Here is a 17557-nt window from a genome sequence, read left to right on the forward strand (position 1 = left end):
AAGTACTAATGCTTGCTATTACGTAAGCCGTGCCGGTTCAAGCATTTTGCAAACGACCCAACCTATTTAATCAAGCCCTTAACGCTCTTGTAGCCCCAGAATAAATCTGTAATCTAGAACCCCATCACCTGACCACATCATTTACCCCTGAGAATGTAAAACCTATGAGCTACATGGCCCTCAAGCATACCCATTTAATGTTCGTTGTACTGTCAATTGGACTGTTTTTTTTACGTTTTGCTTGTCGTGAGGCAGGTGCCACTTTTATACGTGCGAAATTTTTTAAAATTGCCCCCCATATTATCGACACCTGTCTGCTGGCCAGTGGTATTGGGTTGATAATAGTCGTTGGTTACCCTCTGTGGCCCATAAACTGGCTGACCATTAAGCTGCTCTTGGTGGTCGCGTATATAATTTGTGGCACCATCGCGATTAAAGCGAGCAGCAAATCCACTCGATGGATAGGGGCAGCGCTTGCCTTAGTATGGATACTGGGCATTTTGCACCTGGCCATTAGCAAAGCGTTTTAATGCTTTGCCAGGCGTTTGCGTAAAGCCGCCGCAAGCGCCTTGGTGGCTGGGCCGGCCAGATCCGGCTCCGCATACACGAGGTAGACCGCGACTTTTCGCTCCCCACCCTGCACCATTGGCAAGCGCTTCAGCGCACCGCTTTGTAAATCTTTTTGGATGTACCCACAAGGCAGCCAGGCATACCCCAGGCCTTGGCGCACCGCTGTTAGCGATGTGGTAATGTGGGCCAGGGTCCAGCGCTGCTCGGCCTCTTGCCAGCCCGCACTGTAGCGACGATGGATACCCGAATCACGCACCACCAGCTGTCGGTGATGGCGTAAATCCTCTTGAGTGATCGGCCGTTCAAGTTGCAGCAAAGGATGGCCGGCAGCAGCCACACCAATTAAAGATATGTCCGTTATATGATCCCCCATAAAACCCGCTGGCATACGCCCGGTAATCGCCAAATCCACCTGCTTTTGTACTAGAGCGTCTTCAGTGCCACTCAATACCGACTCCAGCACGTCCACTCGAGTGGCTGGGTAATCACGCGCAAAGTCCGCCAAACTGTCCAACACCTGGTCCCCGGGAATCAGCAAATCGGCCGCGAGGCGCACCACCGGTTCAATTTTCTGGCTCATTCTCTCGGCGGCGCTTTCCAGCGCCTCAGCTTCAGCCAACAGATGTTTTGCACGGCGGTAGAGGCTCTCACCCGCCGCCGTGGGATGCGCGCGACGCCCTTCGATCTTAAACAGCGCGACATTGAGCGCCTGCTCCAGCTGGCTGATCGCATAAGACACCGTCGACTGGCTTTTGCACAGGGTTTCTGCCGCGCGGGCGTAGCCCCCCTGCTCAATAACCGCAATCAACGCCCGCCACTGATCCAAGGTGACCTTAATATCCTTACTCATATCCCCTCGCCTTAAATCGAACAATTCGATCAATTTAACCCAAATAGAGCTATTTATCATCTAACAAATAAATATTTAAATGAACCCATCAACGACGAATACGTTAAGGAGATGTAGATGAAGACTCTGTTACAAATCAAAACCAGCTTAAATGGCGACAACGGTCAATCTAGCTACCTCAGCAATGAGTTTGTCACTCGCTGGAAGGCGCAAAACCCAGACGGCAAAGTCATTGTTCGCGACTTGGCGGCCAACCCAGTGCCTCATTTAGATGGCGAACGTTTTAACGCCTTTTTAAGTTCGGCAGACAAGCGCAGCGCTTCTGAGCAGAAAATTATCGATTACTCCGACCAGTTGATTGAAGAAATCAAAGCGGCTGATGCCGTTGCCATTGGACTGCCCATGTATAACTTCGGCATTCCGTCTACGCTGAAGGCTTATTTTGATCACATTGCCCGCTCTGGAGTGACGTTCCGCTACACGGAAAATGGCCCGGAAGGCCTACTGCCGAATATACCGGTATACATACTGGCAGCGCGCGGCGGCATTTACCAAGGTATTCAGGCGGACTCGCAAACCGGCTATATGAAGACCTTCCTCGCGTTCTTGGGCTTGCAGGATACCCGCTTTATTTACGCAGAAGGATTAGCCATGGGCGAAGACGGCAAAACCAATGCCCTTAACACAGCGGTTAACGAAATTGAAAGCACGGTAGCGGCGTAATCTACCGCTAACCAGATAATTACCAGCCATAACGTCAGGAAATGTCAGGAGGCAACCATGAGCCGACAACTAAGACAGGTCATTCCCGCCCTCGCCACAAGCGACGGTGCCGGGGTTAAGATCAAGCGCAGTTTGGGGCAATCCCCCTCAGCGCGCCTGGACCCCATCCTCATGCTGGATGAATTTAACTCCGACGAAGCCGCAGATTATCTGGCGGGCTTTCCATCGCATCCGCATCGCGGTTTTGAAACCGTCACCTATATGCTCGATGGGCACATGCTGCACGAAGATCATATGGGTAACCGGGGCGATTTACGCGCGGGCGATGTGCAATGGATGACCGCCGGGCGCGGCATTATCCATTCAGAAATGCCGCAGCAACTCGAAGGGCGCATGAGGGGGTTTCAACTGTGGATTAACCTTCCAGCTGCGGAAAAAATGCAGCCTGCTGCGTATCGCGACATAGCCGCGGCTGACATTCCGCTACAACAATTGGCTAACGGCGGCAGCGTAAAAGTGATCGCCGGAGAGTTCAGCGATGAGAATGCTGAAACCACAACCGGCGCAATCAGTGGAAGGTCAACCCAGGCGCTTTACTGGGATATTCAACTGCCTGAAGGCGAAACGCTTAAGCTGAGCCTGCCAGAAAAACACCATGTGTTTATCTATCCATACGAGGGTAAGCTGCTGGTCGGTGCAGATGAACGCGAACTTCCCTCCAGCCAGGCGGGCTTGTTAAGCGAGGGGGATAGCCTGCAGCTGAAAGCAAAAAGCCAAACACGCTTTCTGGTGGTTGGCGGCAAGCCCATTGGCGAACCAATTGCGCAGTACGGCCCCTTTGTGATGAATACCGCAGATGAAATAGATCAGGCCATTAACGATTATCGTAATGGTCAACTAGCAGGATAAAAAATGGGCCAATGGGCCCATTTTTGATTTTTGCGTTATGCGGGAGCCCTCACCGGGCCGCCGGTGGTAAATTACCCTGCTGAATATTTTTTGACATAAACGCCGTCACTTTGTCCCAGTTGTCTTTTACCAGTTTTACATCCTCCGGGTTTGCTTCAATTTCACCCGACATTTCCTGCATCATCTTTTTTTGCTCTTCGGGCATACTCGCTGTCAGCATTTCACGCATCTGATAAGCGATGGCTTTACCGTAACGAGCACTGGCGCGCACATATTCACCGGCGCTTTCCCAGTCTTTGGCTTTCAGGACATTGTACATTTTGTCGTAAACACCCTGCTCTTTAAGCATATCGTCCAGCACTTCGTCTTGCTTATCGACGCTGAGCGCTAAAAACTCTTCCTCACTGTATTGATTCGCAATGGTTGAATTTTCACCAATGGCTTCAAAGACATCCTTCATGGGTATAAATTCTTGAGTGGTTTCCAACCAACGATCCAGCTCTTTGGAATCATCCGCCTGTACCCAGGTGCTCATTACCATAAAAGCCACCAGCGCGAGACACTGACTGACGAAACGGTTTTTCCATGACTTTTGCATAATATTTCTCCTAAAGGTAAAACTGATGTTTTATGCCAAGCGCAAAGTGATAGAGGCCACCAGCGCCCACACGGCATAATAAAAATAAATGACCAACGGCGTTAACAAACCAAGCGCCAAGCCCGCCACACTATAACCGGTGGTATAGGGATAAATAACAAACAACTGCACAAGCGTCGGCACCAGCGCCAATACCAATGACTTGAAAATCCAGCGGCTACCGAACACCGGCAGCAACAGTAAAAAACCCCAGAGCCCGCCCCACACTAAACGCGGGTATAGCCAATGAGCCGACAACCCAGGAGCGATACGTACATCCAGAGCCGATGTTAAACCGTAACGACCAGCCAACCACAACCCAATAGAGGCAACCAAGGCACCTAAAGTTCCGGCGCCATAAACCAACAACCACTTTTTCATCTGTTTCTGTCTACTCAGCGGCCAACACTAACACAAGTTTACCGCCAGCCTGTTACAATCAGGCCACAGCATATCCGCCCAGCACGGTAAGTTAAAGTCTTAGGGCACCTCTATTAATTGATTGTGGCCTCTGCGCAACCTGTGCGGCGCCACAAGCAAGGCCCTTTGCGCAGGAAAAGGCTGGTTGCCTTTTCAAGCAAAGAAACGCCGCTTTGGTGCCGCACAGGCCGCGCCCGGAGGGGCTTTCAGGACTCCCCTCCAGCTGCGTTGCACTGCTTCGGCGGGACAACCAGCCCGCCTGCATCGTGCGCCTTGCTAGAGAGAAGTCCCGAAAGCCAGAGACCGCAAGCAATTAATAGAGGTGCCCTTTTGTTTTCTTTTTTCGAACGATTACTTAAACCTTTTCCAGACGAACCAGTACGCCAGCCCCCCAAGGGCCTGTTTGCGTTTTGCTGGCACTATACTCGTGGCGCCAAGCGCTACTTGTTAATGATGGCAATACTGTCAGCGCTGATTGCCATTATCGAGATCTCGCTGTTTGGCGCTATGGGTAGCCTAGTGGATTGGCTGAACAACACCAACCCAGAAAACCTGTGGCGAGACTATGGCACACCGCTCACCCTTATTGGGGTGACATTACTTATTGGTCTGCCGGTGATTATTTTTATCCACGCCACGCTGATTCATCAAACCATGCTGGGCAATTTTCCCATGGCGATTCGCTGGAAGGCGCACCGCTATTTAATTCAGCAGAGCGTGCATTTTTTCCAAGACGAATTTTCGGGCCGCTTAGCCACACGACTTATGCAAACCTCGCTCGCCGTGCGCGAAACCGTCATGAAACTTTTGGATGTGGCGGTGTACATCAGTGTGTACTTCGGCAGTATGGTTTTCCTTATGGCCGCCCTTGATGGCCGTCTCGCTATCCCTATGGTGCTGTGGCTTGTAGGTTACATCGGTTTATTAACGTATTTCTTGCCGCGGTTAAAACGTATCTCCAGTAAACAAGCCGATGCTCGCGCCGAAATGACCGGACGTATTGTCGATACCTACACCAACATTCACACCGTCAAACTGTTTTCTCACGCGGGGCGCGAGTCCAGCTACGCCAAAGAAGGTATGAATCAATTCTTGCAAACCGTGCACCCGCAAATGCGTATGGTGACGGTGTTAAGCACCTGCGTGTGGACCCTAAATTCTGCATTAATTTTCTCTCTTGGCGCACTCAGTATTAGCCTTTGGGCCGACGGCGCCATCACCACAGGCGCCATCGCCGCGGCTCTGGCTATGGTGCTGCGCATCAACGGTATGTCGCAATGGATTATGTGGGAAATTTCTGCGCTGTTTGAGAATATCGGTACGGCCCAAGACGGTGCTAACACTTTATCTAAACCGCTAAGTGTTGTCGACGACGCACAAGCTACAGAGCTTGTGGTAAACAGCGGAGAAATTCGCTTTGATCAAGTGAATTTTCATTATGGTAACAACGCCAATGTTATGGAGGCGTTTAACCTGCACATTAAACCCGGCGAGAAAATAGGCTTAGTCGGACGCTCGGGCGCGGGAAAATCCACACTGGTGAATCTACTGCTGCGCTTCTACGACGTTCAAGATGGCATCTTGAGTATTGATGGCCAAAATATTAATCACGTGACTCAGCGCAGCCTGCGTCAGCATATTGGCATGGTGACCCAGGATACCTCTCTGCTGCACCGCTCCATTCGAGACAACCTGCTTTACGGACGCCCGGATGCCAGCGACGAGGAAATGATTCTTGCGGCCAAAAAAGCTCAAGCACACAACTTTATTGTGGGGCTTGAAGACGCCCAGGGCCGCACCGGTTACGATGCTCATGTCGGCGAGCGAGGCGTAAAATTATCCGGTGGCCAACGTCAACGCATCGCCATTGCCCGGGTATTACTGAAAGACGCCCCCATTCTTATTCTGGATGAAGCCACCTCGGCTTTGGACTCAGAAGTTGAATCCGTAATCCAGCATAACCTAACCGCGCTGATGGAAAACAAAACCGTGATTGCCATTGCTCACAGGCTGTCAACCATCGCCGCACTGGATCGACTCATCGTGCTGGACAAAGGCCATATTGTTGAACAAGGAAGCCACAGCGATCTGATTGCCAAAGGCGGTTTATACGCACAGCTATGGGCGCATCAGTCCGGGGGTTTTTTAGGCGAAGACTAGCACCTGTTAAGGTTTTTTAAGCGCATTAGCGGAAATAGTTTTTACAGATCATCGCACTGAGCCCCACTAGAAACCCCACGTGGGCCAGCAATGCCCCACCCGCAAACAAATAGACTAAGAATTTTGGGGTGGGCTGTACCAAGCCGAAAACATTGTTGATAACCAAAGGCAAAGCAGACAGCAAAACCAACAGCAAAGACAGCGCAATCAGCTTAATTTCTTTTTCCGCGCGAGCATAAACAATCCGGGTCACCGGGTTATTACGCCACAAGATGTTCAGCGAGCGCTTGAGCATTCTGTTTAACCTTTGTGGCGCACTTCCCAACAGTGATGAACTTTCTGATTGCGAGCGAAATCTTCGGCGATGGTCTCACGAGTAATATTGGTGATATCAAATGCGGCCAGCGCTTGCTCATCCAGTTTAAAGCTGCGCAAATTATTGGAAAAATACAGCACGCCATCGTCTTCCAGCATCGACATCGCCTTTTGTATTAAAAAGACGTGGTCGCGCTGGACGTCCAGCACATCGGCCATGCGTTTTGAATTGGAAAAGCTCGGCGGATCCAACATAATCAGGTCAAACTTTTGCGTCTGGGGCTTTTGCAACCATTGCAGGCAGTCAGCCTGCTCCAGGCGGTTTTTAGATTCTGACAAACCGTTAAGCGCCAGATTTTTGCGCGCCCAATTTAAATAGGTTTGCGACATATCTACGCTTAAGGTAAAACGCGCGCCCGCGACAGCCGCCTGAACGCTTGCCGCGGCCGCATAACAAAACAGGTTTAAGAAGCGTTTACCCTTAGCCTGCTGAGCAATCTTTAGGCGCAACGGGCGGTGATCTAGAAATACGCCAGTATCTAAATACTGCCATAAGTTCACCACAAGCCTCGCCTGCCCCTCTTCAATTTGCAGCAACTCGCCTTCGCTTTGCTCTGCCAATTTCTCGTATTGAGTGGTGCCTTTGTTACGCCGCCGCTGTTTGTAACTCACGTTTGCCGGCGCCACATTCAAAGCGACAGGCACGGCCTTTTGAATGTCACTAAAACGCTCTGCTGCTTTGTTTTCATCCACAGAGCGCGGCGGCTGATACTCTTGAACATGCACCTGTAACTTCGGCTCACTCCCGCTAACGCTTTTACCCTGGTACACATCAATAGCACAGGCGTACTCGGGAATATCCGCATCGTAAAGACGATAGCAGGTCGCGCCACTGCGCTTTAAAAAACTCTTTAATTTTTTCTGGTTTTTCTGCAGCCGATTCACCAGCCCCAGAGCCCCTTCGGTTAAGCTGTCGCGACTGACAGGAGCACTGGCTTCAAGCTCTTTAGGCGGCGCCGTCACAAACTGTTCGTTAGCAATATCAAATAACAGCAGTTCACTGGGAATGGTGCCGTTAAATAATTTGTATTTTTTATGAGCGCGCAGCCCCATTTGCTTACCAAGCTCGGGGTTGCCGGTAAACACCGCTGCGCGCCACCCGGTAAATTCGTCGCGAAAACGCTCTCCCATATGGGCGTAGAGAATTTTCATAGATTCGACCTCACCCAGGCGTTCACCATAGGGCGGGTTACACACGATCAAACCTGTTTGTAAGCTTGTGTGTGTAGGCCTTTTAAATTCGCGCAGCTCTTTGCGTGATACGCGCAACCAATCGTCCAATCCGGCGCGGGTGATGTTTTCTTCGGCGGCGCGAATGACTTTTAAATTAGCGTCATAACCGCGAATTTCCGGTAAGTCATCGCGAGCCAACCCCTGCAAGCGCCGCTCACGAGCTTCTTGCGTAAGCTCGGCCCACAGCAAAGGCTGATGCTGGCGCCAGCGCTCAAACGCGAATTCGCTGCGATAGAGACCGGGGGCAATATCGGCGGCCATCAGCGCCGCCTCAATCAGAAAAGTGCCCGAGCCGCACATTGGGTCCAGCAGAGCGGTTTCCGCTTCAGCGCACCAGCCTGCGCGCACTAAAATAGCCGCGGCCAGGTTTTCTTTAAGAGGGGCCTCCCCTTGCTGCTGGCGATAACCACGCCGATGCAAACTGTCTCCGGACAAATCCAAACTGATATTGGCGCGCCCACGGTTTAGCCGCACGTTAATGCGTACATCCGGGTTGAGCTTCGCGACCGACGGACGCACCCCGGTCTGTTCACGCAGGCAGTCAACAATGGCGTCTTTAACCTTAACCGCCCCAAACTGGGTATTACGTATTCCACTGCCCTGGCCGCTAAAGTCCACCAGCAGCGTGCCCTCCGCACTTAAATGCTCCTGCCAGGGAAGCGCTTTCACCAAATCATAAAGTTCATCGGCGTTGCGGACACTGCCCGACGCCAGTGGCAATAGCACCTTATTTGCCAAACGCGACCAGAGACAGGCGCGATAAGCCACCGTCAATTCGCCGCCGAAATAGACACCAGCCACCGTGGCCCGGCAATCTTCTCCCCCCAGAGCTTGCAGTTCATCCAAAAGCAAGCTTTCAAGGCCTTTGGGACAAGTGGCGAAATATTGTGTTTTGGTCATGATTAACACTCTGTTCATTCACACACGGCGTAAGGCCTGTGTACTCAATAGCTGCGCGCGGTGTAGCCGTAAAGCTGTAACCCGCGAAGCGCCTTGGCGCCCTAACAAACCTAGATGACAATTTTAAGACGATTGTGATCTATAAGAGCGGGTGCCTATAAAAATAAATTCGTTCACAAGCCGTCTGCATTTTGATGTACTGAACGTCCCGCTACAGAAAACTCTCAAACCGCCGGACTTTCCCGGCTTGTAAGCGGGCAATCCAACAACAGTGTCGGCCTCTTGGGCCACTCGGTCGCTTTCAACTAATTAAGCGCGCCGCGTATTTTTTCGGCCCGAAAAAAGTCGCCACTGCACCGCTAACCTAACCGAGGGAGGCAAGAGGCATTACGCAAGCGACTACCGACGGCATTAACGCCCAACACCTGGCCCGCCGTCATTTTAAAGACTAACCAGAGGTATTGCTAAGCATGAAACGCCAAAAACGTGATCATATTGAACGAGCATTCGGTAAAGGCTACCAGGCCGGCATTGACGGGAGATCCCGAAGTCTTTGCCCCCATGAGTCTGGCATGGCCCGACAGCGATGGATGAGTGGCTGGCGCGAAGCGCGCACCGATCAATGGGACGGTTTCAATCGCATGGCGCAAGTGCAAAAACTCAGCAATCTTTCCTATGGAGGTATGCCTTAAGACATTATGCAAAACACATTGATGATTTATTAAGTTTACCACCGCACGTCTGCCACCAGCAGACCCAGCCCGCGCAAGCGGGCTTTTTTATGCTCCGGGCTTTACATCAGTACCTCTCGCCACAGCTTCAGTTCACAACAGAGCTTCGCCAGACTTGCCACAATGCCAGTTTTTACAGAGGTTAACCCTCGGTTTTTGCGCCGTCACTTTTACGGTAGCGAACAATCGCCTTGGCACAATCTTCAATCAGCTCAGGGCCTTCGTAAATGAAGCCCGAATAAACCTGCACCAGGCTGGCACCGGCCTGCAGTTTTTCCACCGCGGCATCACCGCAATCAATACCACCTACACCGATAATGGGCAGTCGCCCCTGTAATACTTCGGCAAGCTTGGCAATCACACGGGTGCTTTTATCCCGTACGGGTTTGCCACTCAAACCGCCCGCCTCTTCGTGCAGCGGATTTGCCTCAACGCCTTCACGACCAATGGTGGTGTTAGTGGCAATAACGCCATCCAACTCAAGCTCTAACAACGTATTGGCGACCGACTCAATGGCTTCATCATCCATGTCAGGAGCAATTTTCACCGCAATAGGAACATAGCGCTCCTGCGCATCGGCCAGTTTCAGCTGCTCGCGCTTAATCCCGCCCAGCAGCTCTTTCAGGCTGTCTCCAAACTGCAAGCTACGTAACCCGGGGGTATTCGGAGAAGACACATTGACGGTGATGTAATCGGCATAAGGGTAAACCTTACGCAAACAAATTTTGTAATCGCTTAACGCATTTTCCACTGGGGTTTTGGCATTTTTGCCAATATTAATCCCCAGAATGCCCTGATAACGACGGTTTTTAACCTGCGCAACCAAGTGCTCAACACCTTTGTTGTTGAACCCCATGCGATTGATAATGGCGCCCTGCTCGGTTAAACGGAACAGCCTGGGCTTAGGGTTACCGGGCTGAGGTAAAGGCGTGACCGTACCGATTTCCACAAACCCAAAACCCAGCTTACCCAGGGCGTTAAAGTAATCGCCATTTTTATCCAATCCGGCCGCCAAGCCTACTGGGTTGGGAAAGCACAGGCCCATAACCTCTACCGGATTATCGTCAATTTTTTTGCCAACGAACCCGGCAAGGCCCAAACGCTCAGAGGCGCCAAGAGCGTCCAGACTGAATTCGTGGGAGACTTCAGGGTTCATGCGAAATAGCAGCTTGCGAATGGCTGAGTACATGGGATCCTCTCGGGCTATGGCTGGATTAACGGGCCGCAAGGATACTCAAAAAGCCCGCTATTAGCCAACTTTGACAAGCTTTTGAAAGCGGTTGCTGTCATCAAAGGTGATGGCGTAGTGGCCCTGCACTCCCTGATGAGTAACATGGGGCCGCAAGACAGATACCGGAAAACGCACCTTGCGCCCATCCCGTGCGTAAGCGAGCACATCGCGAACGTTTCCGGCGTACCAGCGCTGTAACTGATCGGGGCTTATGGATAGGCTGACAACCACTTGGGGCAATCGATACTCCTCATGCAGCGGGCCCCGACTCACCGAAGCACACATATTTCAATTGCTGGTATTCTGCCATACCTTCACGCCCGCCTTCACGGCCAAAACCGGATTGATCAATTCCGCCAAAGGGCGCCATGGCGTTGGAAATAGCGCCTTCATTTGCGCCAACCATACCCGCTTGCAAGGCTTCGCTCACCCGCCATACCCGATCGCTGTTGCTGGCGTAAAAGTAAGCGGCAAGCCCAAACGGTGTGGCGTTGGCCGCATCAATCCCGTCTTGTTCAGAATCGAACTTCATCACCGGCGCCATGGGGCCGAAGGTTTCCTCCTGCCAGATCTGCATCTGCTGACTGAGGCCGGTAATCACTATCGGAGCCACTCGGTTGTGAGGCAATTTACCCGGGCGCTCACCCAGCACGCATTTGCCACCTTTGGCTAAAGCGTCATCGTAATGTCGCTGAACTTTCTCAACCGCTTTTTCATTAATCAATGACGTTTGTTTTACCTCTTCGTCAAACCCGTCACCTACTTTTAACTCTTTTAAAGCAGCCGCGAGCTTAGCGACAAATTCATCGTGAACCGCCGCCTGGACCAAAAAACGATTGGGACAAATGCAGGTTTGGCCAGTATTGCGAAATTTTGCCGCAATCGCGCCCTTCACCGCCAAATCCAGGTCAGCATCGTCAAACACCACAAAAGGCGCATTGCCGCCAAGCTCAAGCGATAGCTTATGCAAGTTATCGGCGCACATAGCCATCAGCTTTCTGCCCACTTCTGTGGAGCCGGTAAAACTCAGCTTTTTAACCGTGCCAGAACGAGTGAACACTTCACCTACAACCGCCGAAGAACCCGTTAACACATTGAACACACCGGCGGGGAAGCCTGCACGCTCGCCAAGCTCGGCCAGAGCCAAGGCACTGAACGGCGTATTGCCAGAAGGCTTAACCAGCATCGAGCACCCAGCGGCTAGCGCCGCAGCCGCCTTACGGGTAATCATTGCCGCGGGGAAGTTCCAAGGGGTAATCGCCGTGGTAACACCCACAGGCTCGGGCCGAACCACTATACGCTGATCGGGCTTCACCGCCGGAATCACCTGTCCGTAACCGCGCTTCGCCTCTTCGGCAAACCACTCAATATAAGATGCGGCGTAATCAATTTCACCGCGCGACTCGGTAATCGGTTTGCCCTGTTCCAAGGTCATGATACGAGCCAGATCTTCCTTGTGTTCATGCATCAAATCAAACCATCGGCGTAAGCAGGCCGAACGGTCGGCGATTGAGGTATTTTTCCAAACCTCGAAACCCTCTGCCGCCGCCGCAATGGACGCACTCACCTGTCCCTCATCCAACGAAGGGACGCGACCGATGACTTCGCCATTGGCAGGGTTGACCACCTCAATATGTCCGTCATTCCCGTCGCTTATCCATTGACCATTGCCGTAACAGGCCTCGCGGAACAACTTGGAATCATTCAGAGCAAAACTCATCTGCACCTCACTACATTTCAAATCGCTGATTTTTCATATTGCTGGCCTTAAACGCTGAAACTACCAAGCGCGGCAACAGAGTCAAGCGTAGCTCGCTTCGCGAACACACGGTCATGCATTATCCACCTCTGCTGCGCCGTGGCGTGTCACCTGTGCCAAGTCCAGCAACTCTCGCAGCGCGACCGCAAACATGGCGTAATCGGTAGAGGTATTCGCATGCGCATGGGTCACCATATTGTTCCAACGTGTGAGCATCAACGTATGTTGCTTTTCCCATTCTTCAAGCAGCGTCGGTATGCTTTTCTGGCCCAGGCGTGCAGCCAGTGTCTCCGTTAAACTGCGGACCTGCGACTCCAAATCGTCCATGTAGGATTCACGGGCCATGGCTTGCCAATAATTGTCTACCTTAGCTTCTGTTAGCTGGCGAGCAAAACCGTCCAGACGCAACTTCTCAATCAGCGCCAAATACAGCTCTGCCACTTCATGCAAAGTATTTTTTTGCGAAGCGCCCTGCGCCGTCTGTTCCTGCAAAGAACCGGCCACCTCAACCACACCCAAGCCAGAGTAGAGATAACCAGGCGATACAACGGCGGCGGCAAGCGCTTCACTCACGCCCTGTTGTGTAAACTTTTCAAGCTGCTGCGTTCGGTTTGTAACAGCGGACTCACCCAACAGAGAGGGAAGCTGCTGAGCATAGGCCTGCAACGGTTCAACAAAACGTTCAATTTGTTCACCTAAGCCGTAATCCCCCCGACGATTGCGTAAAAACCATCGGCATGCGTGACGCATGCGCTGCATTAGTTGCTTCATCAAGGCCAGCTGAATCTCAGCCTCTACGGTGTAATCCAGAGCCTCAATACTTCGCCATAAATCCGTTAGCTTCAGACTGTCCCGAGCCAACACATAAGCGCGTGCGACCTTAACGGCACTGACACCTGCGGCATCTTGCATTCGCTGAACAAACGTTGGCCCCTGAAAATCAACAATTTCATTCGCAAGCGCGGTAGCAATAATTTCGCGGCGTAACTGATGGTTGTCGAGTAATTCAGGATAATCACGTTGAAGTTTTTCTGGAAAAAAGTGTCGGCACAAAGGCGCTATAACGGGATCGTCGCTAATCTCGGCAACGGCCAAATCCTCTTTTAAACCCACCTTAGCGTAAGACACCAGCACCGCAAGCTCGGGCCGGGTCAGCCCTTCGCCCGCGGCTTGTCTTTCAAGCAGGGCTTCATCTGACGGTAGATGTTCGAGTGTACGGTTTAAGCGGCCCACCTCTTCCAGCTGATTGATAAATCGGCGCAGCTCTGAAGTGCGAGATAAAGCATCTCGCTGAACCAGACTGATGGCCTGTGTCTGGTGGTAGTTGTTGTTTAACACATCGCTCGCCACTTCGTCGGTCATGGCTTCGAGCAATTGGTTGCGCTTGTCGAAACTCAACTCACCCGTTTTGGTTAATTCTGACAGCGCAATTTTAATATTGACCTCGTGATCCGAGCAGTCTACGCCGGCCGAATTATCGATAAAGTCTGTGTTACAAGCGCCACCGGCACGGCAAAACTCGATACGACCCGCCTGGGTCATGCCTAAATTGCCCCCTTCGCCAAACACTTTGCAGCGTAACTGTTTGCCGTTCACACGCACACTGTCATTGGACTTATCGCCCACATCGCCATGGGATTCAGCCTCGGCTTTTACGTAGGTGCCGATACCCCCATTCCAAATCAAATCTACTGGCGCTTGCAGCAATGCGTGCAAGAGTTCATTGGGGGTTAACTTATCGGCTTCGATGGCAAAGCGTTTTTGCATTTCGGGGGTTATGGCAATGGACTTGGCTGAGCGTTCAAAAACACCGCCGCCCTCGCTGATGAGAGTTTTATCGTAGTCGCTCCACTGACTTCGGGGCAGTTCGAACAAGCGTTTGCGCTCAGAAAAACTGGCTTTAGCGTCAGGGTTCGGGTCGATAAAGATATGCAGATGGTTAAAAGCCGCCGTCAGTTGCAACGTCTCAGACAGGAGCATGCCATTACCGAACACATCGCCGGCCATATCGCCAATCCCAACCACGGTAAATGCATCTTCCTGAACGTTGACACCACGCTCTTTAAAGTGGCGCTGCACACTAACCCAGGCCCCTTTCGCAGTAATCCCCATCGCTTTATGGTCATAACCGTGGCTACCGCCGGAGGCGAAGGCATCGCCAAGCCAAAAGTCCGCTTTGCTCGCCACCTCATTAGCGATATCAGAAAAGCTCGCCGTGCCCTTATCCGCAGCGACCACTAAATAAGGGTCGTCTCCGTCGTGGCGGACCACATTATCCGGGGGTATCACAGCGCCGTCTTGCAGGTTGTCGCTCAAGTCCAACAGCGCGGTAATGAACTGTCGGTAACAGGCTATACCCTCCTGCTGACGTTGATCGCGATCCATGCCATCGGCTTGCTTACACACAAACCCACCTTTAGCACCACTGGGGACAATGACCGCGTTTTTGACTTGCTGAGCTTTCACCAAGCCCAACACTTCGGTGCGGTAATCCTGCAGTCTGTCGGACCAACGCAAACCGCCGCGGGCCACTTTGCTGCCCCGTAAATGCACCCCTTCAAACCGAGGAGAAAACACAAAAATTTCAAACATCGGCCGAGGTTCGGGAATATCAGGAATATCGCGCGCGCTGAATTTGATGGCCAGAAAGTCTCGTGCAGTGTCTTGCTGAACATTCTTTTGATAATAATTACAGCGCACACTGGCCTTGATTAAGGCCAGGTACTGGCGAATCACGCGATCCTCACCTAAATCGGGCACCTGTTCTAAGCGGCTTGCAATATCTTCTAACAAGCCATCCTGCTCGGTATCGCTTTGCGCCACGGCGGGGTCAAATTTGAGACGAAACAGCTCACATAACGCCCGCGTTAACTCCGTTTGATTTACCAATGCTTTAGCGATGGTTTCGGTATCGTAATAGAACTGTGTCTGGCGCATATAAGCGGCGTACACACGCAACAAGTTAACTTGTTGCCAATCGAGTTCGGCGGCCAAGACCAACCTGTTAAAGCTATCGTTAGCGGCCTTGCCTTCGCGCACCGCCCATAATGCCTGTTTGAAAATGTCTGCGCGCTCGGCAATGTCACGCGCGTTTTGCCCTTGTGGTTGCAAATAAAAATCGTGCAACCAAAGGCAATGCCCTGATTTATCCAAAATTTTATAAGGGTGCTCGGAAAGCACCGAAAAACCAAAGTTTTCCAGCACAGGAATAATCGCCGATAACGCCACGGCTTGATCGCGCACAAACAGCTTGCACCGCAGCATGTCGCCATCGGCAAAAATATCCAGCGCTTGCGGCTCGTTATCACCCAGGGTTTCCAACAACTCTATATCTCGCCGCGCATCTCGCGCACTGTAAGACTCTTGATACCCCTGGCCAAAACTATTGCGATAATGAGACACCAAGGCACGGGAGCGCTCTTCGGTATGCGTTTCGCGCAAGCAGGCAAACAGTTTATCGCCCCAAGAGCGGGCCAACTCGGCCACTTTTTGCTCCAGCTCTGCCGCGTCAAATTCGCGACCTTCACCTTTGGCAATTCGAAACACCAAATGCACGCGGGCCAATACCGATTCGGAGAAAAAAGTATTAAATTCCTGATCGCACGCGCCTACGCGCTCACCAATATAGTCCTGAATACGTTGGCGCAAGCGGGTTGAAAAAAGCTCTCTCGGTACATACAGCAAACAGGTCACAAACTTGCCAAAGCGGTCGCGGCGGGTAAATAAGCGCACCTGATAGCGCTCGCTGATGGACAACACGCCTTGCAGAGTGTCGTAGAGCTCGGCCGCACTGGCTTGAAACAGCTCATCGCGGGGAAATGTCTCCACAATTTGTTCCAGTGCCTTGCCTTCGTGACTCCATTCATTCAACCCCATACGCTCATAAATGTGAGCAATTTTGTTGTCTAATAAAGGGATACGTCTTGGCGAAATGTTGTAAACGCTGGAGGTGTACAAACCTAAAAAGCGAGCTTCACCACACACCTCACCCTCGCTGTTGTAGCGCTTAATCACCACATAATCTGGGTAGGCGTTACGATGAACACGCGAGCGTTGGGGCGACTTGGAAAAGGCAATGGCCGCGGGCGACAAATAAAATCTCGCCACGCCTGGGTGGGCCTCGTCTAGGGCTTTGTACTTCACCTTGCTGGCGTTATCAAACAGCCCTAAGCGAGACTCACGATTTTCCACCAAGACCTGCCTGCCGTCTCTCTCGGTCAAGTCAAATTCGGTGTAGGCCAAAAACGTAAAGTGATCTTTGGCCAGCCAACGCAGAAATTCTTGCGTGGGCTTCAGCTCTTGCACATGGGCTTGATCGCTCACCACCTCTAGTGCATCAGCTGTAGCCAGCATTTGCTGCTTTAATGGCTTAAAGCTCTCGACAACTTGGGCAACCAACCCCAGTATTTCAATGAAAGCTTCACGCAGCTCTTGTAACAAACTTGCGGCACCGATTGCGCCAACCTCAAGATAAATCAACGCACTCGCAGGCGCGTCTTGCGAGACAGCGGCCGTAATTTTTTCAATGCTATTCTCGCTTGAATCCGAGCAATAAGGCGTGCTTTTAATGCTGTAAATAGGAATGCTGCGACTGGCAAGTTCAATTCGCACCGAGTCCACCAAAAACGGCATATCGGTCTGGCGAATTGCCACTACCGTGTAAGGGCTGCTCCAACCGTGTTGCTCTGCGTCAGGGTTGAACACTTCAACAGCGGCGTGTTCGCTGCCAGATGCCACCATGCCCCACAAATAGCGAAGGCAGCTTACGCGACTATCGAAGGAGTCGAGGGCCATGTCCTCAGGGCGATAATGATGAAAAAACAACCGGACAAAATCTGCACAAGCGCTGCGCTCACTCGGCGCCGCGCGCTTGCTAACCGCATCCGCTAATGCCTCGATGGTTTCTGGCGAAGATTCTGCCTGCCCCATAAACACTCTCCTTATTTGCGCAAATTGAGTTTGATCTGCCCGTGGCTATTCGTTCCTCTCCACAAACAATCAAGCCTATCACTCACAACAACTGCCTAACTTTTAACCAGCGCCGAATTTTGCAATAGTG

General features: G+C 51.9%; 14 protein-coding genes. 5 read left to right on the forward strand and 9 right to left on the reverse strand.

Features of this window, described 5'->3' with window-relative positions:
• Nucleotides 1–164: 164 nt before the first annotated feature.
• Nucleotides 165–530: a SirB2 family protein gene (locus D568_RS0111355; RefSeq protein WP_020209725.1), complete on the forward strand. Its 366-nt coding sequence runs from the start codon at nt 165–167 to the stop codon at nt 528–530.
• Here D568_RS0111355 and D568_RS0111360 read toward each other — a convergent pair.
• Nucleotides 527–1420, reverse strand: a complete 894-nt coding sequence (locus tag D568_RS0111360) for a LysR family transcriptional regulator (protein WP_020209726.1) — start codon at nt 1418–1420, stop codon at nt 527–529. The two genes, D568_RS0111355 and D568_RS0111360, sit on opposite strands and share 4 nt — an antisense overlap.
• Nucleotides 1421–1537: 117 nt before the next feature.
• Between D568_RS0111360 and D568_RS0111365 the strand changes: the two genes are divergently transcribed.
• Together D568_RS0111365 and D568_RS0111370 are read left to right on the forward strand one after the other, a co-directional pair.
• Nucleotides 1538–2143 (forward strand): FMN-dependent NADH-azoreductase, encoded by a 606-nt coding sequence (locus D568_RS0111365; protein WP_020209727.1) that lies wholly within the window; start codon nt 1538–1540, stop codon nt 2141–2143.
• Nucleotides 2144–2200: 57 nt separating this feature from the next.
• The gene (locus tag D568_RS0111370) at nt 2201–3052 is read left to right on the forward strand and encodes a pirin family protein (RefSeq protein ID WP_020209728.1); all 852 of its coding nucleotides are present in this window, start codon (nt 2201–2203) and stop codon (nt 3050–3052) included.
• Nucleotides 3053–3101: 49 nt separating this feature from the next.
• Here the strand turns inward: D568_RS0111370 and D568_RS0111375 are convergent, their stop codons facing one another.
• A complete protein-coding gene (locus D568_RS0111375; protein WP_020209729.1) occupies nt 3102–3650 on the reverse strand; it encodes a hypothetical protein in 549 nt (182 codons plus the stop codon).
• A 30-nt stretch (nt 3651–3680) separates the two neighbouring features.
• Nucleotides 3681–4070, reverse strand: a complete 390-nt coding sequence (locus D568_RS0111380) for a hypothetical protein (protein ID WP_020209730.1) — start codon at nt 4068–4070, stop codon at nt 3681–3683.
• A gap of 369 nt (nt 4071–4439) precedes the next feature.
• Here D568_RS0111380 and D568_RS0111385 point away from each other — a divergent pair, with 369 nt between their 5' ends.
• On the forward strand, nt 4440–6269 hold the full coding sequence (locus D568_RS0111385; protein ID WP_020209731.1) for an ABC transporter ATP-binding protein: 1830 nt from the start codon (nt 4440–4442) through the stop codon (nt 6267–6269).
• 25 nt (nt 6270–6294) lie between these two features.
• Here the strand turns inward: D568_RS0111385 and D568_RS0111390 are convergent, their stop codons facing one another.
• A complete protein-coding gene (locus D568_RS0111390; RefSeq protein ID WP_020209732.1) occupies nt 6295–6564 on the reverse strand; it encodes a hypothetical protein in 270 nt (89 codons plus the stop codon).
• A gap of 5 nt (nt 6565–6569) precedes the next feature.
• On the reverse strand, nt 6570–8777 hold the full coding sequence (rlmKL, locus tag D568_RS0111395; protein WP_020209733.1) for a bifunctional 23S rRNA (guanine(2069)-N(7))-methyltransferase RlmK/23S rRNA (guanine(2445)-N(2))-methyltransferase RlmL: 2208 nt from the start codon (nt 8775–8777) through the stop codon (nt 6570–6572).
• A gap of 470 nt (nt 8778–9247) precedes the next feature.
• On the opposite strand from rlmKL, the gene rmf reads away from it, so the two are divergent.
• Nucleotides 9248–9469, forward strand: a complete 222-nt coding sequence (rmf, locus tag D568_RS0111400) for a ribosome modulation factor (protein ID WP_026287004.1) — start codon at nt 9248–9250, stop codon at nt 9467–9469.
• Between the two features lie 181 nt (nt 9470–9650).
• On the opposite strand, the gene D568_RS0111405 is transcribed toward rmf, so the two are convergent.
• The 4 genes from D568_RS0111405 to D568_RS20010 form a co-directional block, all read right to left on the reverse strand.
• Nucleotides 9651–10697, reverse strand: a complete 1047-nt coding sequence (locus D568_RS0111405; protein ID WP_020209735.1) for a quinone-dependent dihydroorotate dehydrogenase — start codon at nt 10695–10697, stop codon at nt 9651–9653.
• A 60-nt stretch (nt 10698–10757) separates the two neighbouring features.
• Nucleotides 10758–10970 carry a DUF2835 domain-containing protein gene (locus D568_RS0111410; RefSeq protein ID WP_245551633.1) on the reverse strand — a complete coding sequence of 71 codons (213 nt, stop codon included), beginning with the start codon at nt 10968–10970 and terminating at the stop codon, nt 10758–10760.
• Between the two features lie 19 nt (nt 10971–10989).
• Nucleotides 10990–12459, reverse strand: a complete 1470-nt coding sequence (locus D568_RS0111415; RefSeq protein ID WP_020209737.1) for an NAD-dependent succinate-semialdehyde dehydrogenase — start codon at nt 12457–12459, stop codon at nt 10990–10992.
• Between the two features lie 111 nt (nt 12460–12570).
• Nucleotides 12571–17427: an NAD-glutamate dehydrogenase gene (locus D568_RS20010; RefSeq protein ID WP_020209739.1), complete on the reverse strand. Its 4857-nt coding sequence runs from the start codon at nt 17425–17427 to the stop codon at nt 12571–12573.
• Nucleotides 17428–17557 lie beyond the last annotated feature (130 nt).

The sequence above is a fragment of the Gilvimarinus chinensis DSM 19667 genome, from assembly GCF_000377745.1.
Lineage (GTDB): Bacteria > Pseudomonadota > Gammaproteobacteria > Pseudomonadales > Cellvibrionaceae > Gilvimarinus > Gilvimarinus chinensis.